Source organism: Vibrio sp. TRT 21S02 (genome assembly GCF_050113675.1).
Classification (GTDB): Bacteria; Pseudomonadota; Gammaproteobacteria; order Enterobacterales; family Vibrionaceae; genus Vibrio.
Genome location: NZ_JBNJOI010000008.1, coordinates 153,280 through 177,153, shown reverse-complemented (window position 1 = coordinate 177,153; position 23,874 = coordinate 153,280). Strand labels below are relative to the sequence as shown.

Genomic DNA, 23,874 nt, shown 5'->3' with positions numbered 1-23,874 from the left:
GCAATCAGTTAATTTGTGCACTGAGCAGCGCCCAGTATTCATCAAAGTTTGCGGTCGGTTGATACTTGAAATCTGAACGAACGAAGCGGTTTAAGCTGCCTTCCACCTGCCCAAGTAGCTGTGCGGCAAGGATGGTTTCGTCGACAGGAAATGACTTACCTTCACGTAGTTTACGTTCACGAAGGATCTGACGCAGTGATGTTTCGATCCGCTCGAAAAGCTGGTTGATGCGCTCACGTAGACGCTCATTTTCAAACATCAAAGCATGACCTGATAAGATACGAGTCAGGCCAGGGTTACGTTCTGAGAAGGCGAGGATTAGCTGCAAAACTAGACGGATGCGTGTTAGCGTGTCTTTTTCTTCGTCTAAAATACGGTTAATACGAGACATCAATGATTCTTCAATAAACTCGATTAAACCTTCAAACATGCGTGCTTTACTTGGAAAATGTCGGTAAAGCGCGGCCTCTGATACGCCAACTTGTTTAGCTAACTTGGCGGTGGTGATCCGTGATGCACCATCATTGGATTCCAGCATTTCAGCCAGCGCTTGTAAGATTTCTTCTCGGCGATTGGTTTTACGTGTACCAGCCATGGCCCTTCCTTTTGTTACCACTGCTTAGCCTAGCCCAAATCGTAATGATTCCGGCTAAAGCTAATGAATAGACTTAATAAATGCATTCAAATTGAAACTATTGGCTGTCCACTTTTTGGGCGATAAGTGTAAGTATTTGTTCTGCGATATCACGCTTGGAAGCCAAAGTAAGTGACTGCTCACCATCGTGCCAGTATACCGTTATCGCATTGTTGTTGCTATTAAAGCCTTGCCCAGTAATCGAGACATCGTTAGCACAAATCATATCCAGTTTTTTATTTTTCAGTTTGCCACGGGCATAGGTTTCAACATTTTGAGTTTCTGCGGCAAAGCCAACAGTAAAGGGTCTGTTTTCGGTCATGGCGGCAACAGAGGCGACGATATCTGGGTTTTTCACCATAGTAATGGTCATGTGATCGTTATCGTCGGTTTTCTTAAGTTTTTGGTCTGAAATTGTTTGGGGGCGATAATCGGCTACCGCGGCACAACTGATGAAAATATCGCTATTTGTCGCGTTATCCATCACTTGTTGGTGCATGTTATCAGCACTATCGACATTAATTCTGTTGACGCCGTTTGGTGTCGTCAATGACACAGGACCACTGACAAGGGTAACGTTCGCACCTAACGATACAGCCGCCTCAGCAAGGGCATAGCCCATTTTTCCTGAGCTGTGATTGCTGATATAGCGCACAGGATCAATTGCTTCACGTGTCGGACCTGCTGAAATAAGAATAGATTTGTTGGCTAGCGGTTTAGGACCAAAAAATTGCTCACACAATGCCACTAATTGCATCGGTTCAAGCATTCTACCAGGGCCGATATCACCACAAGCTTGTTCTCCGGCTGCCGGGCCCCAAATCTGCATACCACGTCGTTTGAGTGTGGCGATGTTTTCCTGTGTCGCTTGGTTTAAATACATTTGCTGGTTCATGGCAGGGGAGACAGCAATTGGAGCGTCGGTTGCCAACACAAGGGTGCTTAGGAGATCGTTCCCCATACCGGTGGTCATTCTGGCAATGAGATCAGCTGTCGCAGGTGCTAACAGCACGAGATCAGCCCATTTTGCTAATTCAATATGGCCCATGGAGGCTTCAGCGGCTGGATCCAACAAGCTGTCAGATACTGGGCGACCCGATACGGCTTGCATGGTTAACGGGGTAATGAATTCTTTTGCCGCTTTGGTCATCACGACTTGGACTTTTGCTCCGCGCTCAATTAAGCGACGTGTTAAGTCGGCACATTTATAAGCAGCAATGCCACCGCTTATCCCCAAAAGGATCTTTTTTCCAGCCAGAGTTTGCATGATTTTTCCCTCAAATTTTCTGCGGTTAAGATATCACAGCATGACAAATAGACTCTAGCCTTTGGTTGCTTCCTATCAATAGCCTGATAAATCGGCAATACGAGTTTTGCTGCCAGTTGCTGTCGGCGTTAATAAACAGCTCAGTTGCAGTAAAGTGCTAGGCTTTCCCAAATTTGAATGGGTGTTTTTATCTGCTGTTCTCTTCTGCCTTATTCTTTGGTTTTCGATGATTTAACGGATTGAACCGTATGGCAATTAAGTCTATCCCGGCAGAATCTATGCCAAGAGAGAAGTTACTGAGCCATGGGCCAGAAGCTTTAACTGACGCCGAATTATTGGCAATTTTCCTTCGTACTGGCACGCCGGGAATGAATGTTCTAGAGCTGGCAGACTTTTTGATAAAGGACTTTGCCACATTAAGAGGACTTTTCTCCGCAAGCAAAGAAGAGTTCTGTCGTCATAAAGGATTGGGGGAGGCAAAGTTTGTTCAGCTTCAGGCCGTATTGGAGATGACACAACGCTATTTGGCCGAAGCATTGTCTCGCGGGGAAGCATTAACCAGTCCACAACAAACAAAGTTGTATCTTTCAGGTCTGTTACGAGACAGGCAACGGGAGGCCTTCTATGTTTTGTTCCTCGACAATCAGCATCGGGTAATTAAAGATGAAGTTATGTTTGAAGGGACGATTGATGCGGCGTCTGTGTATCCGAGAGAGGTCGTGAAACGAGCGTTACACCTTAATGCGGCTGCATTAATCTTAGCTCACAACCATCCTTCAGGCATTGCAGAACCTAGTCAGGCTGACCGTAGGATCACCCGTAGAATATCAGATGCACTGGCGTTGGTGGATATACGACTATTAGACCATTTTGTGGTTGGAGACGGCGAGATAGTTTCTTTCGCAGAGCGTGGTTGGATTTAAATCACATTTTTAGTTGTGAGTTCGCTGATTTCTGCTACAATCCCCCGACATTTTTTAGCACATAAATCAGCTCTGCCTAAAAAAGATCACGAAAACCTGTAAAAAGGATCTGTTCGGGTCTTGAGCAATGCTAGTCAAGTTAGTATAATGCGCGACCTTTGATAGCCTTGTATGGGTTTCCATAACGGTACAACACCTCTAACTTCTTGTTTAGAAATAGAGAGGTTCGGCCACCAAGGTTGATATCGAGCTGAAACGATTTTGGAGAAGACATTCATGTCACGAGTATGCCAAGTAACTGGTAAGCGTCCAGTAACGGGTAACAACCGTTCACACGCACGCAATGCTACTAAGCGTCGTTTTCTGCCGAACCTACAAACTCATCGTTTCTGGGTAGAGAGCGAAAAACGTTTTGTTAAACTACGTCTATCTGCTAAAGGTATGCGTATCATCGACAAGAAGGGCATCGATGCTGTTCTTGCTGACATTCGCGCAAACGGCGAAAACGTTTAAGAGGAAATAGGCAATGGCAAAGAAAGGCGTTCGTGAGAAAATCCGTCTAGTATCTTCTGCAGGTACAGGCCACTTCTACACAACTGATAAGAACAAGCGTAACATGCCAGGCAAATTTGAGATCAAAAAGTTTGATCCAGTAGTTCGCCAGCACGTTATGTACAAAGAAGCGAAAATCAAGTAATTGAGACTGCTTTTTTGAAGTGTTGAAAACCCAGCTTTTAGCTGGGTTTTTTATTGTCTGCAATTTATTTAACTTCATATTTGCTTACTCGCTAATATGATGAGAGTTCAATTCCCTAAAGGTGTCCGACGTATATTTAAGATATTCGTATATACTTCAGCGTACTAGCAAAGAAAAGGATCCGTTGTATGCGAGTTAGTCCGGCACGTCGTCGACGTTGGAATAACATACTTATTCTGGCCATTATCGCGTTTATCGCTCTATTAAACTTACCTAGTATTCTAAAAACGTATGTGATCGATCAACAGCCAAGCCCATACCCATACTTACTAAACCCAAAGGCAGAGCTTCAGGCACTTCACCTTGCCAAATGGTCATTGGAAAAAAACCAAGGTCGCTGGCGAGTGAGTGTTCCAAGTGAAATTGCTCCAGAGGAGTTGGTCGAGCGTTGGCTGGCATTAGTTGGAACAGAAGTTGAGCAAGATACGGTTGACAGTTTGAAGTCACAATTGATTAACCCTCAAAGTATTGAAGTATGGTATGCCGATCAAGAAGAACCTCAAAGGATCACCTTTTATCAAACTCCTCAATTTTGGCTGTTGAAAAATTGGCAGGATAAATGGATTGCCATCTCTGTTGAGAAAGGATACTTGCAACCTTAAGACAAAGTTATGAAAGGACGGTAGACATTAAGTTGTTCAGTCTTTACCCTAGAGCGTCGCACGATGAGTTACCGAGTTTTTTATGCCTGAGTTACCAGAAGTTGAAGTTAGTAAAATGGGGATCACCCCTCATTTAGTGGGTCAAACGATCCAGTCTTTGACTTTTCGCACCCCTAAACTCCGTTGGGATATTCCACAGGAATTAAAACAATTAGAAGGTCAGGTTATCCGAAATATTACTCGCCGAGCTAAATATTTACTGATTGAGACCGATATAGGTAGTGCGATTGTTCATTTAGGAATGTCGGGGTCGTTGCGAGTGCTTGATGCTGAAATCTGTGCAGGTAAACATGATCATGTTGATTTGAAGCTAAGTAATGGAAAAGTACTGAGATACAATGATCCCCGCCGATTTGGTGCTTGGTTATGGTGCGCACCGAATGAACAACATCAAGTATTAAGCAACCTTGGCCCAGAACCATTAACAACGGAATTTCATGCTAGCTATATGCTAGAGAAGGCATCAGGTAAGCGTTCGACGGTTAAGCAGTTTATTATGGATAATAAGTTTGTTGTTGGTGTTGGCAATATCTATGCGTGTGAGTCTTTATTTTCTGCCAAAATTCATCCTAATAGATCTGCTGGGAGTTTGTCTTCCAGAGAGTGGCAAACTTTGGTTACAGAGATCAAGCAAGTGTTACACACCGCCATTAACCAAGGTGGCACGACACTAAAAGATTTTGCTCAAGCAGACGGTAAACCTGGGTATTTTGCGCAAGAGTTAAATGTGTATGGTAAAGAAGGAGATCCATGCCCTCATTGTGCCGAGAGGCTTGAAGCCATGAAAATAGGGCAACGCAACACGTTTTTTTGTTCAAATTGCCAAAAGTGATAATTTTGTGCCATTAGTAACATAATAGATGCTTAAACAAACTGCGAAGTAAGATTTCGTGAAACATAAGCCGACAACGGCTATAATTAGTTCTTTTTATTCAAGCCATATTGTAGTAGGAGACGCCTTAAATGGTGCAACCCATTGAGCATGTTTTTGTGATTCACGTAAGTGAAGGATATGACGACAGACGCAAACATATCGATAAACATTTACCAGAATCTGGCCTTACTAATTTTGAGTATATGCTTGATGGTGATATAAAAGATCTAACTGAAGATGTATTAGGTACCTTATTTAAAGGTAGTGATCAAAGTCCTGCTGAGCAGTCTTGCTTTTATAAACATTATTTAGTTTATAAAGCCATAGTTGAGCAAAAAATTCCCCATGCTTTAATACTTGAAGATGATGCTTATCTGGTCAAAGATTTTAACTTAAAAATGGTTAATATTATCAATGAATTGGCAGATAAATCTAATTATCTAGTCAATATTGAAAATGCATATTTAAGTGTACCATATAAATATAGAAAGCCCAATCAGCATATCTATTTAGCCAATTATACTAAAATGACTGGTGGTTATATCATTGATTATGTTGCAGCAAAAAAAATATATGATCACCTTAATTTAAATCCTATTCATCTTCCAATAGATGTCTACCAGAGTGAAATGAGAGATAAAATAGGATTTAATATCTATTGGGCTCACCCTTCCTTAGTCCAACAGGGGAGTAAAAATGGTACTTTTGCAAGTACGATTAATGTAGAAGGTGATAGATTTGTCGATAAAGTTAAGTACTGGTTTAAGTGTTACCATAAACAGTATGTTTGGAGTCATGTGAATAAGCGCGTTTTAAGGGTGTTTGAAAATGTTAAACACCACAAATAAAAATAAATTAGTTTCTCTTCTTTTTTCTATTCCTATTCTTTGGATGGCAACAGGAATGCTATGGGATGGGGATGGAGATATGCGCTTAGTTCCTATTGTATTACTTGTTGCGTTAACTTCTTTATTTTTATTTAAGTTTGATACTATTAAAGATAACTTTAATAGTAACTTTTGGATAAAGATATTATTAGTTAGTTCTTGTTTTGGAATTTTTGCTTATTTATATTATGGATTCGATTCTCGTGAGTTACGAGCCACTATAACTATTCTACTAGTTCTATTAGTTATTCCCTCTTACTATTATAGAAGAGGAAGTGTACAGTGGTTTCTTTTAGTTTGTTCTGTTTGTTGCTCTATTTATGGTTATTATTTTCAATATTTAAATTCTAGTACTCGTAGTGAGTGGCCTATTAATGCTATCCCTTTTGCGACTATATCAGGTCTAATATTAATTATATCTATTAATCTTCTTTTGATAAGTAAATGTAGAATTAAAAAAATATTGATATTAATGCCTTCAATTATTTTCTCATTAAATGGTGTTTTATTTAGTCAATCAAGAGGACCATTGATATCTGTAGTTATAGTATTATTTATTAGTATATTTACTTTTTTCTTATTGAAAAATAAGAGATCTGCTTTTTTTTCCATTTTAGCCTTTTCTATCTTAAGTTTAAGCTTAATACAAATTCCTTTGGTTAACCAAAGACTAAATTATACCTATAATGAGCTTAATACTATCAAAAATGGTAACTTTGATACATCCATAGGTGTTAGATTTCAAATGCAAAATATTGCATTTGAACTTTGGAAGCAAAAACCTATTTTTGGATATGGAAAAAATATAAAGAGAGAATTTGCACGACTTGAAAAGAAAAAAATTATAACACCTAAAGTTTACCGTCTTATATCTATGACTTTCCACAACGGCTATCTAGATAAGTTTGTTCTCTACGGTATTCCTGGTGGTTTGATTTTTCTGACTTTCTTGTTTTATCCCATATACCTTTCTCGGCAATATTCTCTAAAGGAAGGAAGTGCTCTTCTTTGGGCTCCTGCTTTATTTATGATACTTTGTAATCTGACTGATGCGCCTTTTATTAATGCACAAGCCGCTATCTACTATATGTTTATCATTGGTGCCATGAGTATGATGCTGAAAAATGAAAAAGAGCAGAGATTGGAGAATGTATGAAGCTATTTTACTACATCAAACATGCACTATTAAATGTGGCTCCAAGTCTTTTTTATCATCACAAAAAAACACAATTAGAAACTAAGTACCGTGAGATACAGGACTACATTGCTCAACGTACGGATTATTACTGTAATCTTAGCCAACCTTTTAGCCTGCCAGAAGCATCGGTTCAAATCGGTAATTATAAGCGTAAAGGGTACACTTCTTACTATTTCGATCTAAAAGAATTTTTGCATTACTTTCCTAAGCAATTTCAATTTGCCTATTATTTTGGCGATGAGACCCATATAGAGCCTGTTCCGACTTTGTTTAAGGCACGTCCTATTGAGGGTGAGAACCAGAACTCGGTTCTTTTTAAACTGGATAAACGTCGTCACTTTCGCTTTGTTGAAGATAAATTGACGTTTGCAGAAAAGAAGAATATGGCGGTGTTTCGCGGCGCTGTAACACAGCCTCATCGCATTCGCTTTATGGAGCAATTATTCGGTCATCCATTGGTCGATGCTGGCCAGTCCAATACCAGCGAGATACATCCTGAATGGCAAAAGCCGTTTATGTCAGTGGAACAGCAACTCAAATACAAATTTTTGGTTTGTTTAGAAGGGAATGATGTAGCGTCAAACCTAAAGTGGGCGATGTCCTCAAACTCGGTTGTAATTACACCCAAAATGAAATTTGAGACGTGGTTTATGGAAGGAACCTTAGAAGCTGGTAAGCACTACATTGAAGTCAAAGATGATTTTTCGGACTTTGAAGAGAAAGTGAATTACTATTTGGCACATCCTGACGAAGCTGAACAAATAGTCCGAAACGCTCATGACTATATTAAACCATTCTTGAACGAAGAGTTGGAACAGCTCATTTGCATTAAAACACTTGAACGCTATTTTGAGCTTTCGGGTCAATATAACAAGACGAAGTGATGAAGATACTGATAATTGGCCCTTCATGGGTAGGTGACATGGTGATGTCACAGGGCCTGTATATCGAGCTAAAAAAATTACACCCTGAAGCTGACATTGATGTTTTAGCTCCGGCGTGGTGTAAGCCTATTCTAGAGCGTATGCCTCAGGTTCGAAAAGCACTAGAAATGTCATTAGGTCATGGTCAGTTTGATCTAAAAACGCGTTATCGCTTAGGTAAAACTCTTCGAGAAGAGCAATACGATATTGCTTACACTTTGCCTAATTCTGCAAAGTCTGCGTTGATCCCGTTTTTTGCTAAGGTAGCCAAGCGGGTTGGGTGGAAGGGAGAGGTGCGTTATGGCCTTCTCAATGACATCCGTACCAACAAAAAATCATTTCAGTTTATGTTGGAGCGATATGTTGCACTAGCACATCCGAAATCAGCAATGACAGGATCAGGCTGCTTGGGGGAATTGTCCTCATTGCCTTACCCTCAACTTACGGTGTTAGCCGAACCTCAAGCCAAAGCGATACACCAATTTGGCTTAAATACCGATAGGCCAATACTTGGACTTTGTCCTGGTGCGGAATTTGGGCCTGCGAAGCGTTGGCCAGATAATCATTTTGCCAGTGTTGCCAGTTCAATGATCGCAAAAGGCTATCAAGTCTGGTTGTTTGGCTCGGTGAAAGATCGTGAAGTCACTGATAAAATCATTCAACAAGTAGAGCAAAATAGCCAACAATTTTGTTTTAACCTAGCGGGTGATACGAGCTTAATCCAAGCGGTGGATTTAATTGGTGCTTGTAAAACCGTTGTCAGCAATGATTCTGGTTTAATGCACGTTGCTGCTGCGGTTGGTTGTAATGTGGTTGCGGTGTATGGTTCGAGTTCACCTAAGTATACGCCACCACTTACTGACAAACTCGCAATATTGAATACTGATATCGATTGTCGGCCATGTTTTGAGCGCACGTGTCCCAAGCAACACATGAAATGTCTTGTTGAATTAGAACCTCAACGAGTTGTTGATGCAATTTCTCAGTTTGATGTCATTTTATAGGAGTAAGTGATGAGCACTATTGTGCGTTATTGCTATACCTTTCTACTCATGCTGATAAGCCCCATCCTGTTATGGGGCTTATACCGTTCTAAACCTAATAAACCTCGTTTTGGCTTCCGCTGGAAAGAACACTTTGGTTTTACACCCGAATTGGGTGATATCAAAGAAGGGGTAATCTGGGTACATGCGGTTTCGGTTGGTGAAGTGTTGGCAAGTAAGCCGCTTGTGTTGCAGCTCAGAGAGCGTTATCCAACAAAAATCATTCTAATCACTACCACAACAAGTACCGGGGCAGAACAAGCAAGTAAATTAGGTGATGGAGTGATTCATCGCTATATGCCCATCGACTTTTCTTGGTGTGTTCGTCGTTTTTTAAATGTCGTTCAACCAGAAGTATTGTTAATAATAGAAACAGAAATTTGGCCCAACACGATTCATACAGTGACTAAATCTGAGGTTCCGATAGTTTTAGTCAATGGCCGCTTATCCGAGAAATCGGCTAATAATTACCAAAAACTGCGATTGCTAATCGTCCCAGCATTGCAGCAATTAACGACGCTTTTGACAGTACATGATGATGATAAGCAACGTTTCCTAAAGTTAGGCGCATCAGAGACATCGGTGACGACCACTGGCTCGCTAAAATACGATATTTCAGTAAATAACCGTGTTTTTGAGTCTGGTAAAACATTACGCAATTTTCTTGGGCTTAAGCGCAAAGTCTGGATAGCGGCAAGTACACATCTTGGTGAAGATGAACAGATACTACAAGCTTACAAAATGGCGAAACAATCCATTCCGGAACTCCTGCTTGTTTTGGTTCCTCGTCATCCTGAGCGTTTCGACTCTGTTGCAGAATTGATTGAAAATCAAAACCTTTCCGTTGCGAGAAGAACGTTGATTCAGTATGACGATTTAGCGGAAACTATTGATGTCTACTTAGGTGATACCATGGGTGAAATGATGGTATTACTTGCTGCAAGTGATTTGGTGTTTATGGGCGGAAGCCTGATTGGCCAAAAAGTGGGTGGGCATAATTTTATTGAACCAGCGGTATTATCTAAAGCCTGCATTACTGGTCCGAGTTATTACAATTTTGCCGATTTGGGTGAGCAGTTAATTAATGCTGGAGCACTTGAAGTTGTAGAGGATAGTGTTCAGCTCTCTGAAAAGGTATTAGAGCGTTTTTCATCGCCGAATTCTTTAAAACTGAGTGGTGAAGCTGGGTGTGATATAGTGCTTCGTAATCAAGGAGCGCTCAAGCGCACACTAGCCGCCATTGATTCTGTTATTGAGAGTAGCCAATGATCAAAACATTCATTATTCATGTCAGCAAAGGATATGAAGAACGTCGTAAGCACATTGATAGTCACTTACCTAAACATGGTATCAGTGATTATGAATATATGCTTCGTGGTGACATCGATGATTTAGATGACAACATCCGTAATGAATTTTTTGGGCCTAGATTGTCTCTTGCTGAAAAATCGTGTTTCTATAAACATTTTCTGGTGATGAAACATGCAGTAGAGCACCAAATTGAACCTGTATTGGTTTTTGAGGATGATGTGGTTTTAACTGACAGGTTTCAAGCTGAGTTTGCCAATATTCAGTCTGAACTAGCAGACAAAAAAAACTACTTTGTGAATATTGAAGAAGCTTCTAACTCCGTACCATTTAGTATCCGCAAACCAAACCAACACTTATATCCTTGCAAGGTGAATAAGCTATGTGGTGGCTATATATTTGATCTCGAATTTGCCGCCAAATTTGTTGCTTACGTTGAAGCGGAGCAAATCAATACTCCAATCGATGGCTTAATTGGTGATCTGATTGATCAATTACAGTTCAATTTATACTGGACCCATCCACCAGTGGTAAAGCAAGGCAGCAAAATTGGCATGTTTGAAAGTGAGTTAAGTGGCCGTTCTTCTGGCTGGTATGCAACAATGCGGAGCTGGTTTAAAGAAGGTTATCGTACGCACGTTCGTAGTCACTTAAGTCAAAAACAAAAAGCCTTGTTTGAGCACGTAACCAAGTATTGATTAGCTTATGAATGTATCTCCCAAGCAATACCTTGCTTTTGTTGTTTACGGTAATGACAAAACATATTACCAAGGGGCACGATTCTGCATTTTATCTTTCCTAGCGAATTGGCAAGGTGGTGTAGGTAGCCGACCTGAAGTGGTTGTACTAGCAGAAGAAACTGAGCATTTTTCTGGGTTGCCTATTCGGATTCTGCCAATTAGTTCAGCTCAAAAAGCGGAGTGGAGTTTAAATAATACCTATCACTTTAGAATAAAGAATCGTGGTTTGAAGTACTTGTGTGATCAGCTACCGTTAGCTAGTGAAGATAAGCTAGTGTTTTTAGATACTGATACTTACTTTAATCAAGCGACTAATATTTATTTTGATGCTATTAGTTCAACTGAATCGTTGATGTTTTTCCCAGAGGTGAAGATTAATGATTTACCAGAATCCAATGAATATGCTGTGATCCGAGGCAAGGATATTGCCTTAGAGGATGGTTCAAGCTACTGCGTGACAGAGCAGTCCACAATGTGGGCGTCCGCTGTGATTGGTATTACCGGATCGCAAAAGCAAGCATTTGATTATGCCGATCAGCTTATTCAAGCTTTGAGAAATGAAGGGTGTAAAGCCCATACACTAGAGCAGTTTGCACTGTCAGAAGCATTGTCTCGAGATGTAGCATTGCGACCTGCGAAGGATTGGTTGAATCATTATTCCACCAGTGGCAGAAAAGATTGGGGAAGAAAAGTGCTTGAGCGCTTCTTTATTGAAAATGGCAACAAGCCGTTTGAAGAACAAGTACAGCTCGCCAAAAAAGTAAGCTTTACTCGCCCGTTGTCAGAAGTTATTCGTGGTCATATCTACAAGAAGAAAAAGAAACTACGCCAGCTGTTTGGTTTAAAACCAGAGTAACAACAAAATGCTATGCGTGGTAGCCACTTAATAGAGCTTGCCACGCATCGCTTGAGAGCTGAATATTTTCTAGTTTCACTTCCTTGTCAAAAGAACGTTTTAATCTCTCTAAGTTTCCTTCTTTCCATTGTCCATTTGCTTGTTGCATGCACTTGTCAAAATCGATGATCCAGACTTTGTTGTGGTCATCGATCAGAATATTGTGGATATTCAAATCAGTGTGATTGACGTTAATGTTATGCATCTTGCGTATTTCTTGGCCAATGAGGAAAAATTGATCTTTGGATAGTGAACCTTGAGAGAGGATTGCGACTAAATCGCGTGCATTGGCAAGCTTTTGCACCAAAATATCTGCTTTGTATGTGGGGCCGTGTTTGATGATTCTGGCTGCAACGGGAGCGGGCACGTTAACGCCATATTCAACCAGTGTTTTTAATAAAGTTAGCTCTTGGTAAGCTCGGGTATTGTTTAACCCTGTAAACCAATAACTGTCCTCAACCAGTTTGCCAAATAGACCGCCACGGCGATAGTGCCGAAGAGCAAATTCACCTTGTTTCCCCTTAACAAACCAAGTCGTTCCACGACCTTGCGCTGAACCTGTAATGGCATTAATGCTCTGCCAATAGTCAATCGAGAAAGCTTGCTCAACGTCTTCACTCAGTAGAGAAGGATCATACCAATACGTTGTTTGTTGGGTTTGCTTTTGGGTAAACATGAATTACTGTCTTGGTCGGGTTGGTTTATGGCATACTAAGCGCAAAGTATATCAAACCAACAATTGATTAATGAGTTGTCCGCAAAGCTATCAAAAAATTCTGGTTATCGCCACACACTGTATCGGTGATAGCCTGCTTATCACCACTTTTACTCGTAGCTTAAGAAAAGCTTATCCTAGTGCGCAAATTGACGTATTGGTGAATGCACGTGGTGAAATGGTGTTTGGTACCAACCCCGATGTTGATAGCTTGGTTGAGATCCCACCTCGGCCGAAATTAAAAGATTATCGTCGCATTCTCAAACAGCGTGGACGGTATGATTTAGTGATTAACGAGATGCTCAATGACCGTACGGCGATCTATAGCTTTGTTTTTGGTAAGAAGCGTTTAGGGGCTGTAGACGACAGCTTGAAGGGGGCTTGGTTAAAGAAACTCGTCTTCAACAAATATATTCTTGAGCAAAATCGTTTTGAGCACAAAATGAGCCGTATGGCGCGTATGCTTGATCAGATCAACGTGGAAGTTGTACCTAAGCTCATCTCACCCGAAGAAGAATTACCTGAAATAGTTAAAGAGTCCTTGCCGAAAAACTACGTCGTTGTGCATGCGCCATCTTCGAATGAAATTAAACAGTGGCCCGTTGATTACTGGATTGACGTGATCACGGCGATGCTGGAGCAAGGCTATAATGTAGTGCTATCAGGTGCAGCTTTGGAGCGCGATCAAGCGATCGTGTCTGAGCTGTTAGATAAGCTCCCACCATCAGAGCACCTATTTAGTGTTATGGGTCAGCTTTCTCTTGCACAGACCTCCACTCTATTGAAACAAAGTGATGGTTTTGTTGGGTCCGATAGTGGGCCAGGTCATATGGCGTCAGGCTACCCAATCCCCATTGTATCTCTGATCAGTGTTGCGCCAGCCAGTATGTGGTCGCCGTGGCCTTATGAGATGTCAGTCGACAGGGTAAACAACCTGTACTCGAATGGAACGCTTAAGCAGAAGCAAGGCAACATTACCTTATTACAATCAAATCGAGATTGCGTCCCTTGTTATAAGAACAAATGTCAGATCAGTGATGATTTGTATTCTCCTTGTCTTAAAGATATTAAGCCGGTACGTGTGATTGAAGCCATCACAGAAACGATTCCTTTAAAGGTGGTGGAATGAGTACAACAAACATAACGCCGCCTTCGTCTATTTGTGTCTTGCGACTGTCAGCCATTGGCGATGTTTGTCATGCACTGTCTGCCGTGCAGTTGATCCAAAAAACATATCCTCAATGCCGTATTACTTGGGTGATGGGCAAGATTGAAGCGCAATTGTTAGGCGATCTCCCAGGCATTGAAGTCGTTGTTTTCGACAAGAAGCAAGGCTTTAAAGGGATGAAAGTGGTTTGGCAACAGCTTAAAGGGATCAAGTTTGATTACTTGCTGCATATGCAAGTGGCGCTACGTGCAAGCCTGCTCTCTTGGGGAATCAAAGCCAAAGTAAAGCTGGGCTTTAGTTGGTCACGAGCAAAAGAAGGTCAGTGGTTATTCACCAATAAAAAATTACCTGCAACTGAGGTTGGGCATGTTCTGGATAACTTTGCTGAATTTGCTCGTTATCTTGGTTGTCCAGTCACAAAGCCAAGTTGGTCTATTCCGCTGTCTGATGAAGAAATGGCTTTAGCGAAAAGCCTTTCCCAGCCATATATGGTGATCAGCCCGGCAGCAAGCAAGGATGAGCGCAATTGGTTGGTTGAGCGATATGCCCAAGTCGCGGATCATGCGCATCAACAAGGTTTAAGTGTTATGTTGTGTGGTGCGCCAACTGAGCGTGAACACAAACTTGCAGCGCAGATCGAACAAACGATGTCAGTGCCATGTACCAATTTAGTGGGTAAAACTTCATTGAAGCAGTTGGTTGCGGTATTAAAACATGCTGAAGTGGTGCTGGCTCCTGACTCTGGACCGGCTCATATGGCAACAACGCAAGGGACACCTGTGATTGGTTTGTATGCCCACAGTAACCCGCGTCGAACAGGACCATATAATAGTCAGCAACTGGTGGTTTCGGTTTATGATCAAATAGCGCAAGAGCAGTACGGTAAGCCTGTTTCTGAACTTGCGTGGGGAAGTCGAGTTAAAGGGCAAGATTTGATGGCTAGAATTCAAGTTGAAGATGTGATTGCTCAATTAGACCACCTTTTACCATCAAAAATGAGTCGTGAATCTTTAGAAGACGAGTCGCTACAAGCTGAATAATTGATAAGGAATCGTATGCGCATAGCAATTTATCCGGGCACTTTTGATCCTGTAACTAATGGTCATTACGACTTGATTAAGCGAGCAGCCAGTATGTTCGATCAGTTGATCATTGGAGTGGCAGCCAGTCCGAGTAAAAATACCTTATTTACACTGGATGAAAGAGTGGCTTTATTGCGAGAAACTTGCCAATCCTTACCGAACGTTTCAGTGGATGGCTTTAGCGGTTTGTTGGTGGACTTTGCAACGAAAAAGAGCGCCACTATTTTGATTCGCGGGCTGAGAACCACAATGGATTTTGAATACGAGTTTGGCTTAACGACTATGTATCGTCGTTTGAAACCGGAATTAGAAAGCTTGTTTCTAACCCCTTCAGAAGAATACGCCTTTCTTTCTTCAACCTTGGTGCGTGAGGTTGCAATTCATGGTGGTGATATCGCGACGTTTGTACCGGAATGTGTCCACAAAGCCGTTTTGGAAAAAACAAAGGTGAAGAAAGCTAAGTCATGAATATTTTGATGTACACACGTGCGACGTTGCCTGTTAAAAACTATGGCGGAACGGAGCGAGTGATTTGGGATTTAGTTTATGCACTACATTTAGCGGGTCATAAAGTCACATTACTTGCTGGTAAAGGCACTCAATGTGAATGGGCAGAGGTGATTGAGTATCAACCTGAATGTCCAGTTTCAGAGCAAGTCCCAGCTTATATTGATGTCGTGCATTTTCACTCTGAACTAGAGCCAGTTCACTGTCCTTATGTTTATACACAACATGGTAACTCCGCTGGGCCTATAGACGAAAATACCATTTTTGTTTCTAAGCAGCATGCGATCAATCATGGTGCAGAAGCCTTTGTTCATAACGGGTTGAATTGGGATAATTACCTAAAACCACGGCTAAATGCCAATAGAAAGCGCTTTCATTTTCTCGGTAAAGCAGCATGGCGGGTGAAGAACGTTCAAGGGGCAATTGATATCACCAAAAAAGCTGGTGAGACACTGGATGTACTGGGTGGCCATCGTCTTAACATCAAAATGGGATTCAGACTAACACTGGACAGGCATGTGCGTTTCTTGGGCATGGTGGATGACACCACGAAGTCACAAATAATGACGCAATCCAAGGGATTGATATTTCCTGTGACCTGGCATGAACCGTTCGGACTGGCAATTACAGAGAGTTTGTATTTCGGTTGCCCTGTTTTTGCGACACCTTATGGCTCGTTACCAGAACTAATCACAGAAGAGGTTGGTTTTTTATCTGCGAATGAAAATGCGCTTGTGGATGCGGTTCGGGCATCAAGCCAGTTTTCTGCTGAGCGTTGTCATGAATACGCGCGAGATTGTTTTAATGCAGATATGATGGCCCAAGCTTACCTCGCTAAATATCAGCAGGTAGTTAATGGTTCAGCACTGAATCCAACGCTTGGAGATGTGTTAAAAGAATATAAGAAACTGCCTTATTCTAAAGCATAAATAAAGGGAGCCATATGGCTCCCTTTATTATCTAGTAACCCACATATGGGTCGTTACCATCACGGCGGGTTTTGAGCAATTTCAGAATCCACATATATTGTTCAGGCTTTGGTGTAACAAACTCTTCGACCACCACGTTCATTGCACGCGCATCTTCTAGTTCATCACCACTAAAATCTGCCATAGGTGGCTTAATTTCTATCTCATATTGACCCGTTTCAACATTGTAGCTGGCAAACGTTGGGACAATTTTTGCTCGGCTAACTTTAGCGAGCTTACCAAGACCGGGGAGTGTTGCTTTCTCGGTAGCGAAGAAATCTACAAAAACACTTTGTTCAGGGCCATGATCTTGATCGGGAAGGTAGTAGCCTAAATAGCCGTCTTTGACTGATTTGATAAATGGTTTAATGCCTCCACTGCGATCATAAACACGGCCGCCATATTGCACACGTTGCTTGTGCATTAACCAATCCGTTAACGGGTTCTTCTGGCTGTTTGCCATAGCGGAAACAGGTAGGCCACGAGACGCCAGTAAAATCGCAGGGATATCAATGGCCCAAGAGTGCGGAACCAGTAAGATCGCACTTTGCTTCTCTTCATGAAGTTTTTGTAAGTGCTCTAGTCCGATAATTTTGGAATGGCGCTCAAGCCATTTTTTACTGCGCAAGGAAATAGCAGGGAAGCCAAGTAGAAAGGTTCCTGCCGTGACGAGACAGTTTTCTAAAATCTGTTCGCGTTCAGCGTCACTTTTTTCAGGAAAGCACAAAGACAAATTGATACGCGCCTTTTGCACTGGTCCTCGCTGCTTTTTTGTCATCTTTTTAGCAACAAAGCGTGCGATAGCTGCTCGAGCTCTATTTGGAAGTAGGGTAATCGGCGCTCCAAGCAACAGAGCGATCCATGTTCCCCAATGTTTTGGTGCCAAGTACTCGGCTTTAAACTCAGGGTTATAGGCTTTAGGGTCGTAATCGTTTCTGGATTCAGACATAGGGTAAGGGTATTTAGTAAAAACCGGCTCGGATGAGTGAGCCGGTGTAAATCGTTTCAGCTTAGGCGTTAATAAGCTGCATGTATTCAGCGACACCTTGTGCCACAGTCTTAAACTGGTGGTCACAACCAGCAGCTCGGAGATTAGTTAGATCGGCTTGTGTAAACTCTTGGTACGCACCTTTCAAATGCTCAGGGAATGGGATGGTTTCCATTGTTCCTTTGCCGTGGTAGCTAATTACTGCTTTTGCAACCTCTTCAAAGGACTCCGCATTACCAGTACCTAGGTTAAAAATACCAGAGACTCCACTTTGCATGAACCATAGGTTGACGGCAGCTACATCGCCCACATAAACAAAATCACGCTTGAAGTGTTCGCTACCTTCAAATAATTTTGGATTCTCGCCAGCATTCATCTGATTGTTTAAGTGGAAGGCTACCGAAGCCATTGAGCCCTTATGTTGTTCACGTGGGCCATACACATTGAAATAACGGAAACCGACGACTTGTGACAGTTTTTCACCATGGGCGGCAGCATCTTCCCACACACGGCGAACATAATTATCAAACTGTTGTTTGGAGTAACCGTAGACGTTTAGTGCGCCTTCGTATTGTTTTTCTTCTTTAAATACAGACGTTTCACCGTAGGTAGCGGCCGAAGAAGCATAGAGGAATGGAATGTCACGATCGAGGCAGTAATGCAGTAGCTCTTTAGAGTACTCGTAATTGTTAAGCATCATATACTTGCCATCCCACTCAGTCGTCGCAGAACAAGCACCTTCATGGAAAATGGCGTCGATGGGGCCAAAGTTCTCACCTGCCATGATTTGAACTAAGAAATCATCACGATCCATGTAATCAGCAATATCCAAATCAACCAGATTCTGGAATTTCTTGCCATTTTTCAGGTTGTCTACAACCAGAATATCGTTAATGCCTTGTTCATTTAGGGCTTTGACAATGTTGCTGCCGATCATGCCAGCACCACCGGTTACGATGATCATACTCATTCCTTCATAATAAAGCGGTTCTTTCGCGAGTATAACACAGTTGTTTTCACCCTCCAGAGCTCTCTAGCCAAGATAGAAAAAGAGACGCCATTAAGGCGTCTCTTTACATTGGAGGTTAGGCTTAGTCACTGCCAAATAAGTCGCGGGTGTAAACTTTGTCTGCAACATCTTCAAGCTCAGCAACCATGCGGTTAGAAACAATTACATCGGCTTCTTGCTTAAATGCCTCAAAATCAGTGATAACACGTGAGTGGAAGAAGTGTTCTTCTTTCAACACTGGCTCGTAAACGATAACTTCAATACCTTTAGCCTTTAGACGCTTCATGATGCCTTGAATCGAAGATGCACGGAAGTTGTCAGAACCAGCCTTCATGATCAGACGGTAGATACCGACTACTTTAGGCTCACGTTTTAAGATAGATTCAGCAACAAAATCTTTACGTGTACGGTTTGCATCCACAATCGCTGCGATGATGTTATTTGGTACCGTTTCGTAGTTAGCCAGTAGCTGCTTGGTATCTTTTGGCAAGCAGTAGCCACCGTAACCAAATGAAGGGTTGTTGTAATGACTACCAATACGTGGGTCTAAACCTACACCTTCGATGATTTGGCGTGCGTCCATACCATGCGCTTCAGCGTAAGAATCTAGCTCGTTAAAGTAAGCAACGCGCATAGCTAAGTAAGTATTTGAGAATAACTTAACAGCTTCTGCTTCTGTTGAGTTAGTGAACAGAACAGGAATGTCTTCTTTTATCGCGCCTTCTACGAGTAGATCGGCAAACACTTTCGCACGCTCACTTTGCTCACCAACAATAATACGAGATGGGTGCAAGTTATCGTAGAGTGCCTTACCTTCACGTAAAAACTCTGGAGAGAAGATCAAGTTATCACAACCGAGCTCCTGCTTTATGCGGTCTGTGTAACCGACAGGAATGGTTGATTTGATTACCATCACTGCGTTTGGGTTAATTGCCATTACATCTTTGATGACAGCTTCAACAGAAGAAGTGTTGAAGTAGTTGGTTTGAGGGTCGTAATCCGTTGGGGTGGCGATTACAACATACTCGGCATCTTTATAGGCTTGCTCTTTGTCTAACGTAGCCTGAAAGCTCAGCGTTTTGTTTGTTAGAAAGTCTTCAATTTCAGCATCAACGATCGGAGAGATGCGGTCGTTTAGCATCTTTACTTTTTCTTCGATGATATCAACGGCTACTACGTCATGGTTTTGCGCGAGTAGCATTGCATTGGATAAACCAACGTACCCGGTACCTGCAACTGCAATTTTCAAAATAAACTCCGATTTAATTCTTATTCAATGCTTGCTTCCAATCAGAAATGAATATCCGCAAAGGAAGAAATTAATGTTCTATACCGAGCTCTCCTCTCTTTTGGAAAGCAACAGGGAAAGATGGATTGCTATTATGGTAACTAGAGCGATACAAATTAGGCAATATAGAATTAAACATAGATGATTTGGTTAGCAGAAGTGAGAAATTATTTATAGGCAATTAATGTCATTGGTGCTCAATTTATAATGCTACGTTCTGAAATTATTATTTGTGTAATTTTAAAGCCTGAGATTGTAGAAGAAAGCTTATGCTCATAGCATAGAATGTCTTCATTCTGTAGTAGAGCCTCCCTCCAGTTGTATCTTTGAGCTATAAAATAGCTATATCTTAAAATTTTCTGTAAAATTTGCTTATTTGCAATAAAGCACTGTTAGTCTATTGGGATACTTGACCTAAAGGTGAGGGATAGATTTGGTTCTAATATGCTATTTATAAATGAAGGTATGTCATGACATCAATTTTGCCTTTAATTGGCCGCTCTAATGCTCTGTTTACACAGGATATTACACAGTATGAATCGGAGCTGTCACGCATTGTTTCTGCGTCAAGTTTCCTTGTTCTGGGCGGCGCTGGCTCAATCGGACAAGCCGTAACTAAAGAGATTTTCAAACGTAACCCTAAGAAGCTACATGTTGTCGATATTAGTGAAAACAATATGGTAGAGCTTGTTCGAGATATCCGTAGCTCATTTGGTTATATTGATGGTGACTTCCAAACATTTGCTTTGGACATTGGTTCTCTAGAGTACGACGCATTCATTAAAGCCGATGGTAAGTTCGATTATGTATTGAACCTATCTGCGCTTAAGCATGTTAGAAGTGAAAAAGATCCTTATACACTGATGCGCATGATCGATGTGAATGTTTTTAATACTGACAAAACGATCCAGCAGTCTATTGATGCTGGCGCGAAAAAGTACTTCTGTGTTTCAACAGATAAAGCAGCAAACCCAGTCAATATGATGGGAGCGTCCAAACGTATTATGGAAATGTTCCTGATGCGTAAAAGCGAGCAAATGGCAATCTCAACTGCTCGATTTGCAAATGTGGCATTCTCTGATGGCTCGCTACTTCACGGATTTAACCAACGTATCCAAAAGCGCCAACCTATCGTGGCCCCAAACGACATCAAGCGTTACTTTGTTACTCCTCAAGAGTCGGGAGAACTATGTTTAATGTCTTGTATCTTTGGCGAAAACCGTGACATTTTCTTCCCGAAACTGAGTGAAGCTCTACATCTTATTTCGTTTGCAGATATCGCGGTGAAATACCTAGAGCAACTTGGTTTTGAACCTCACCTATGTGAAACAGAAGAAGAAGCACGCCAACTTGCACATACGCTTCCAGAGCAAGGCAAGTGGCCATGTTTGTTCACTGCAAGTGACACAACTGGTGAAAAAGACTTCGAAGAGTTTTTTACAGATAAAGAAGAGTTGGATATGTCTCGATTCGAAAATCTAGGCATCATCAAAAATGCTCCTCTTTATGAGCAAGAACTTCTTACTTTGTTTGAAAACAGCATCTCTGAGATGAAAGGTGAGCGAGCTTGGACTAAAGAGCAGATTGTGAAACTGTTCTTTACCATGATCCCTGATTTTGGGCACAAAGAAATGGGTAAATACCTCGATAGCAAGATGTAAGTGGAGTATTCAATGAAAGCGACATCTATTGTTGAATTTGTGAGAGATACTTACAAAACAGACGAATTTATTCCCTTACATGCACCGACTTTCGATGGCAACGAAAAAGCGTACGTAATGGAAACGATTGAAAGTACATTTGTTTCTAGCGTCGGTAAGTTTGTCGATGATTTTGAGAGAAAAATTGAAGCTTACACTGGTACGGCTAAAGCTGTAGCGACAGTGAATGGTACAGCAGCATTGCATGCTGCATTGTACATGGCTGATGTTCAAAGAGGCGACTTGGTCGTCACGCAAGCTTTGACTTTTGTTGCAACCTGCAATGCTCTTTATCATATGGGGGCTGAGCCTATTTTTCTGGATGTATCTCCAGTGAGTTTAGGGTTGTGCCCTAAGGCTGTGGATGCATTTTTAGAAGAGAATGCTGAAGTCACAGACGTGGGGTGTATCCATAAAAAAACAGGTAGAAGAATCAAAGCCGTTGTACCAATGCACACGTTTGGCCACCCTGTAGAGCTTGATGAACTGGTTGCCGTTTGCTTGAAATGGAACATCACGTTGGTTGAAGATGCCGCAGAAAGCCTAGGCTCGTTCTATAAGGGCAAACACACCGGTACTATTGGTGATTTTGGTGCTGTCAGCTTCAATGGCAATAAGATCATCACCACAGGCGGTGGTGGCATGGTGTTATGTAAGACTCAAGAATTAGGTGCGCGTACTAAGCATGTCACGACGACAGCAAAAGTTCCTCATCCGTATGAATTCTTCCATGATGAACCTGGCTTTAACTACCGAATGCCTAACCTGAATGCTGCTCTGGGATGTGCACAGATGGAAGTTATCGAGCAGTATTTGAAGCAAAAGAGATTGCTTGCAGAACGCTATAAAAACTTCTTCAAAGGTACAGATTTTAAATTTGTCACTGAGCCAGAGTATGCGAAGTCAAACTATTGGTTAAATGCAATCATTTGTCCGGATAAAGAAAGTCGCGAAGAGGTACTTAAAGGCACAAATGGTTCAGGCGTGATGACTCGACCTATTTGGCAGCTCATGCACAGATTACCTATGTTTGAGAATGCAATACGTGGTGACCTAACTTACTCAGAGTTTATTGAGGCGCACCTAATCAATCTTCCAAGTACCCCATTGGAAATCAAAGGCTAAGTAGGTTTAATACATACATGACGCAGACACATAAAAAGGTTGCGGTCTTTACTGGTACAAGAGCAGAGTATGGTCTGCTCTTTTGGCTTTTAAAGGACATACAAAGCGATCCTGACCTAACACTTCAATTGCTTGTTTCTGGTATGCACCTATCACCGGAATTCGGTGATACTTACAAACAAATTGAAAAAGATGGCTTCAATATCGATGAGAAAATAGAGATTTTGTTGTCTTCTGATTCCGCTGTAGGTACAGCGAAAAGTATGGGGCTGGGTGTTTTAGGGTTTGCTGATGCCTTGTCGCGACTAGCACCAGATGTTCTTGTCATTCTTGGGGATCGCTTTGAAGCGCTCGCCGCAGCACAAACGGCCATGATACTTCGTATTCCGATCGTTCATCTTCATGGTGGTGAAATAACAGAAGGTGCTTATGACGATGCAATTCGTCATGCGATTACTAAGTTGAGTTACCTACATGGTACGTCGACAGACGAATACCGAAACCGAGTGATTCAACTTGGTGAATCACCAGCGCGTGTACGAAATATTGGTGCAATTGGCTTAGACCACCTAAACCGAGCGTCTTTTATGACGGTTTCTGAGTTGAGTGGATCACTAAGTTTTGAGCTCACAAAACCTTATTTTGTTGTTACTTATCATCCTGTTACTCTGGGTAACGAATCTCCAGAGGAAAGCTTTCAATCGCTTTTAGACGCATTGGATGAATACCCTGATCATCAAGTAATATTAACTTACCCTAACGCAGATGACGGGGGTCGACGCATTATCCCAATGCTAGAAGATTATGCGGCAAGTCAACCAAAACGTGTCTTGGCGATTCCATCACTAGGGCAAGTGCGTTATTTGAGCTCGGTAAAGCATGCGGCTGCAGTTATTGGTAATTCGTCGAGTGGTATTATTGAAGTACCAGCTTTTGATGTTCCTACAGTGAATATAGGGGCTAGACAAAAGGGACGCTTGGCCGCAAAAAGTGTTTTAAATACCACTGCTACGAAAGAATCCATCAGTAACGCGATTGGCCTCGCTGTGAGCCGAAAGTATAAAGCTGAAGATGAAAATATTGCTAACCCCTACGGGCAAGGTGATAGTAGCAAGCAAGTCATAGAGATGATTAAAGGACTGGATTTTGATCCTTGTAAGTCTTTTTATGATGTAAACATTGAACCTGACTTAAACAAGAAAGTAGAGTGAGA

General features: G+C 41.8%; 25 protein-coding genes and 1 pseudogene. 19 read left to right on the top strand and 7 right to left on the bottom strand.

Features of this window, described 5'->3' with window-relative positions; translation table 11 throughout:
* Positions 1-4: 4 nt before the first annotated feature.
* Both slmA and coaBC read right to left on the bottom strand, forming a co-directional pair.
* Positions 5-595, bottom strand: a complete 591-nt coding sequence (slmA, locus tag ACQEXU_RS12860) for a nucleoid occlusion factor SlmA (RefSeq protein WP_427011102.1) — start codon at positions 593-595, stop codon at positions 5-7.
* Between the two features lie 97 nt (positions 596-692).
* On the bottom strand, positions 693-1,901 hold the full coding sequence (coaBC, locus tag ACQEXU_RS12855; RefSeq protein ID WP_427011101.1) for a bifunctional phosphopantothenoylcysteine decarboxylase/phosphopantothenate--cysteine ligase CoaBC: 1,209 nt from the start codon (positions 1,899-1,901) through the stop codon (positions 693-695).
* A 248-nt stretch (positions 1,902-2,149) separates the two neighbouring features.
* Here coaBC and radC point away from each other — a divergent pair, with 248 nt between their 5' ends.
* Positions 2,150-2,824, top strand: coding sequence for a RadC family protein (gene radC / locus ACQEXU_RS12850; protein WP_427011100.1), 675 nt, complete (start codon positions 2,150-2,152; stop codon positions 2,822-2,824).
* A gap of 139 nt (positions 2,825-2,963) precedes the next feature.
* Here radC and ACQEXU_RS12845 read toward each other — a convergent pair.
* Positions 2,964-3,098 (bottom strand): annotated as a pseudogene (locus ACQEXU_RS12845) (hypothetical protein).
* Positions 3,099-3,100: 2 nt separating this feature from the next.
* Between ACQEXU_RS12845 and rpmB the strand changes: the two are divergent.
* From rpmB to ACQEXU_RS12790, 11 genes are all read left to right on the top strand, one after another.
* Complete coding sequence (gene rpmB / locus ACQEXU_RS12840; RefSeq protein WP_006881432.1) at positions 3,101-3,337, top strand: 50S ribosomal protein L28; 237 nt, start codon at positions 3,101-3,103, stop codon at positions 3,335-3,337.
* 13 nt (positions 3,338-3,350) lie between these two features.
* Complete coding sequence (gene rpmG / locus ACQEXU_RS12835; RefSeq protein WP_004410866.1) at positions 3,351-3,521, top strand: 50S ribosomal protein L33; 171 nt, start codon at positions 3,351-3,353, stop codon at positions 3,519-3,521.
* A gap of 188 nt (positions 3,522-3,709) precedes the next feature.
* Positions 3,710-4,183 carry a hypothetical protein gene (locus tag ACQEXU_RS12830; protein WP_367987864.1) on the top strand — a complete coding sequence of 158 codons (474 nt, stop codon included), beginning with the start codon at positions 3,710-3,712 and terminating at the stop codon, positions 4,181-4,183.
* A gap of 82 nt (positions 4,184-4,265) precedes the next feature.
* Positions 4,266-5,075 (top strand): bifunctional DNA-formamidopyrimidine glycosylase/DNA-(apurinic or apyrimidinic site) lyase, encoded by an 810-nt coding sequence (gene mutM / locus ACQEXU_RS12825; protein WP_427011099.1) that lies wholly within the window; start codon positions 4,266-4,268, stop codon positions 5,073-5,075.
* Between the two features lie 131 nt (positions 5,076-5,206).
* Positions 5,207-5,965: a glycosyltransferase family 25 protein gene (locus tag ACQEXU_RS12820; RefSeq protein ID WP_427011098.1), complete on the top strand. Its 759-nt coding sequence runs from the start codon at positions 5,207-5,209 to the stop codon at positions 5,963-5,965.
* Positions 5,946-7,160, top strand: coding sequence for an O-antigen ligase family protein (locus ACQEXU_RS12815; protein WP_427011097.1), 1,215 nt, complete (start codon positions 5,946-5,948; stop codon positions 7,158-7,160). The genes ACQEXU_RS12820 and ACQEXU_RS12815 overlap by 20 nt, the downstream gene beginning before the upstream one ends.
* Complete coding sequence (locus ACQEXU_RS12810) at positions 7,157-8,086, top strand: glycosyl transferase family 90 (RefSeq protein WP_427011096.1); 930 nt, start codon at positions 7,157-7,159, stop codon at positions 8,084-8,086. Before ACQEXU_RS12815 ends, ACQEXU_RS12810 begins: the two co-directional genes overlap by 4 nt.
* On the top strand, positions 8,086-9,129 hold the full coding sequence (gene waaF / locus ACQEXU_RS12805) for a lipopolysaccharide heptosyltransferase II (protein WP_427011095.1): 1,044 nt from the start codon (positions 8,086-8,088) through the stop codon (positions 9,127-9,129). Before ACQEXU_RS12810 ends, waaF begins: the two co-directional genes overlap by 1 nt.
* Positions 9,130-9,138: 9 nt before the next feature.
* A complete protein-coding gene (waaA, locus tag ACQEXU_RS12800; protein WP_427011094.1) occupies positions 9,139-10,437 on the top strand; it encodes a lipid IV(A) 3-deoxy-D-manno-octulosonic acid transferase in 1,299 nt (432 codons plus the stop codon).
* On the top strand, positions 10,434-11,174 hold the full coding sequence (locus ACQEXU_RS12795; RefSeq protein ID WP_427011093.1) for a glycosyltransferase family 25 protein: 741 nt from the start codon (positions 10,434-10,436) through the stop codon (positions 11,172-11,174). Before waaA ends, ACQEXU_RS12795 begins: the two co-directional genes overlap by 4 nt.
* A 7-nt stretch (positions 11,175-11,181) precedes the next feature.
* Positions 11,182-12,072 (top strand): hypothetical protein, encoded by an 891-nt coding sequence (locus tag ACQEXU_RS12790; protein ID WP_427011092.1) that lies wholly within the window; start codon positions 11,182-11,184, stop codon positions 12,070-12,072.
* 10 nt (positions 12,073-12,082) lie between these two features.
* On the opposite strand, the gene ACQEXU_RS12785 is transcribed toward ACQEXU_RS12790, so the two are convergent.
* Positions 12,083-12,787: a 3-deoxy-D-manno-octulosonic acid kinase gene (locus ACQEXU_RS12785; protein WP_427011091.1), complete on the bottom strand. Its 705-nt coding sequence runs from the start codon at positions 12,785-12,787 to the stop codon at positions 12,083-12,085.
* A 70-nt stretch (positions 12,788-12,857) separates the two neighbouring features.
* Here ACQEXU_RS12785 and ACQEXU_RS12780 point away from each other — a divergent pair, with 70 nt between their 5' ends.
* Genes ACQEXU_RS12780 through ACQEXU_RS12765 form a run of 4 tightly spaced genes read left to right on the top strand, consistent with a single transcriptional unit; the run spans position 12,858 to position 16,512 of the window.
* On the top strand, positions 12,858-13,955 hold the full coding sequence (locus ACQEXU_RS12780; protein WP_427011090.1) for a glycosyltransferase family 9 protein: 1,098 nt from the start codon (positions 12,858-12,860) through the stop codon (positions 13,953-13,955).
* Entirely contained in the window at positions 13,952-15,034 is a 1,083-nt protein-coding gene (locus tag ACQEXU_RS12775) for a glycosyltransferase family 9 protein (RefSeq protein ID WP_427011089.1), read from the top strand. Before ACQEXU_RS12780 ends, ACQEXU_RS12775 begins: the two co-directional genes overlap by 4 nt.
* 15 nt (positions 15,035-15,049) lie before the next feature.
* Positions 15,050-15,544: a pantetheine-phosphate adenylyltransferase gene (coaD, locus tag ACQEXU_RS12770; protein ID WP_367987876.1), complete on the top strand. Its 495-nt coding sequence runs from the start codon at positions 15,050-15,052 to the stop codon at positions 15,542-15,544.
* Between the two features lie 8 nt (positions 15,545-15,552).
* Positions 15,553-16,512: a glycosyltransferase gene (locus tag ACQEXU_RS12765; RefSeq protein WP_427011123.1), complete on the top strand. Its 960-nt coding sequence runs from the start codon at positions 15,553-15,555 to the stop codon at positions 16,510-16,512.
* 31 nt (positions 16,513-16,543) lie between these two features.
* On the opposite strand, the gene lpxM is transcribed toward ACQEXU_RS12765, so the two are convergent.
* The 3 genes from lpxM to ACQEXU_RS12750 all read right to left on the bottom strand — a co-directional run bounded on the left by lpxM (position 16,544) and on the right by ACQEXU_RS12750 (position 19,797).
* Positions 16,544-17,500, bottom strand: coding sequence for a lauroyl-Kdo(2)-lipid IV(A) myristoyltransferase (lpxM, locus tag ACQEXU_RS12760; RefSeq protein ID WP_427011122.1), 957 nt, complete (start codon positions 17,498-17,500; stop codon positions 16,544-16,546).
* A 61-nt stretch (positions 17,501-17,561) separates the two neighbouring features.
* The gene (rfaD, locus tag ACQEXU_RS12755) at positions 17,562-18,503 is read right to left on the bottom strand and encodes an ADP-glyceromanno-heptose 6-epimerase (RefSeq protein ID WP_427011088.1); all 942 of its coding nucleotides are present in this window, start codon (positions 18,501-18,503) and stop codon (positions 17,562-17,564) included.
* Between the two features lie 127 nt (positions 18,504-18,630).
* A complete protein-coding gene (locus ACQEXU_RS12750) occupies positions 18,631-19,797 on the bottom strand; it encodes a nucleotide sugar dehydrogenase (protein ID WP_427011087.1) in 1,167 nt (388 codons plus the stop codon).
* Positions 19,798-20,306: 509 nt separating this feature from the next.
* On the opposite strand from ACQEXU_RS12750, the gene ACQEXU_RS12745 reads away from it, so the two are divergent.
* The 3 genes from ACQEXU_RS12745 to neuC are packed head-to-tail and all read left to right on the top strand — an operon-like array spanning position 20,307 to position 23,872.
* Positions 20,307-21,497, top strand: a complete 1,191-nt coding sequence (locus tag ACQEXU_RS12745) for a UDP-N-acetylglucosamine 4,6-dehydratase (protein WP_427011086.1) — start codon at positions 20,307-20,309, stop codon at positions 21,495-21,497.
* Positions 21,498-21,509: 12 nt separating this feature from the next.
* Complete coding sequence (locus ACQEXU_RS12740) at positions 21,510-22,661, top strand: LegC family aminotransferase (protein ID WP_427011085.1); 1,152 nt, start codon at positions 21,510-21,512, stop codon at positions 22,659-22,661.
* Between the two features lie 17 nt (positions 22,662-22,678).
* Positions 22,679-23,872, top strand: coding sequence for a UDP-N-acetylglucosamine 2-epimerase (neuC, locus tag ACQEXU_RS12735; protein ID WP_427011084.1), 1,194 nt, complete (start codon positions 22,679-22,681; stop codon positions 23,870-23,872).
* The last annotated feature ends 2 nt before the right edge of the window (positions 23,873-23,874 follow it).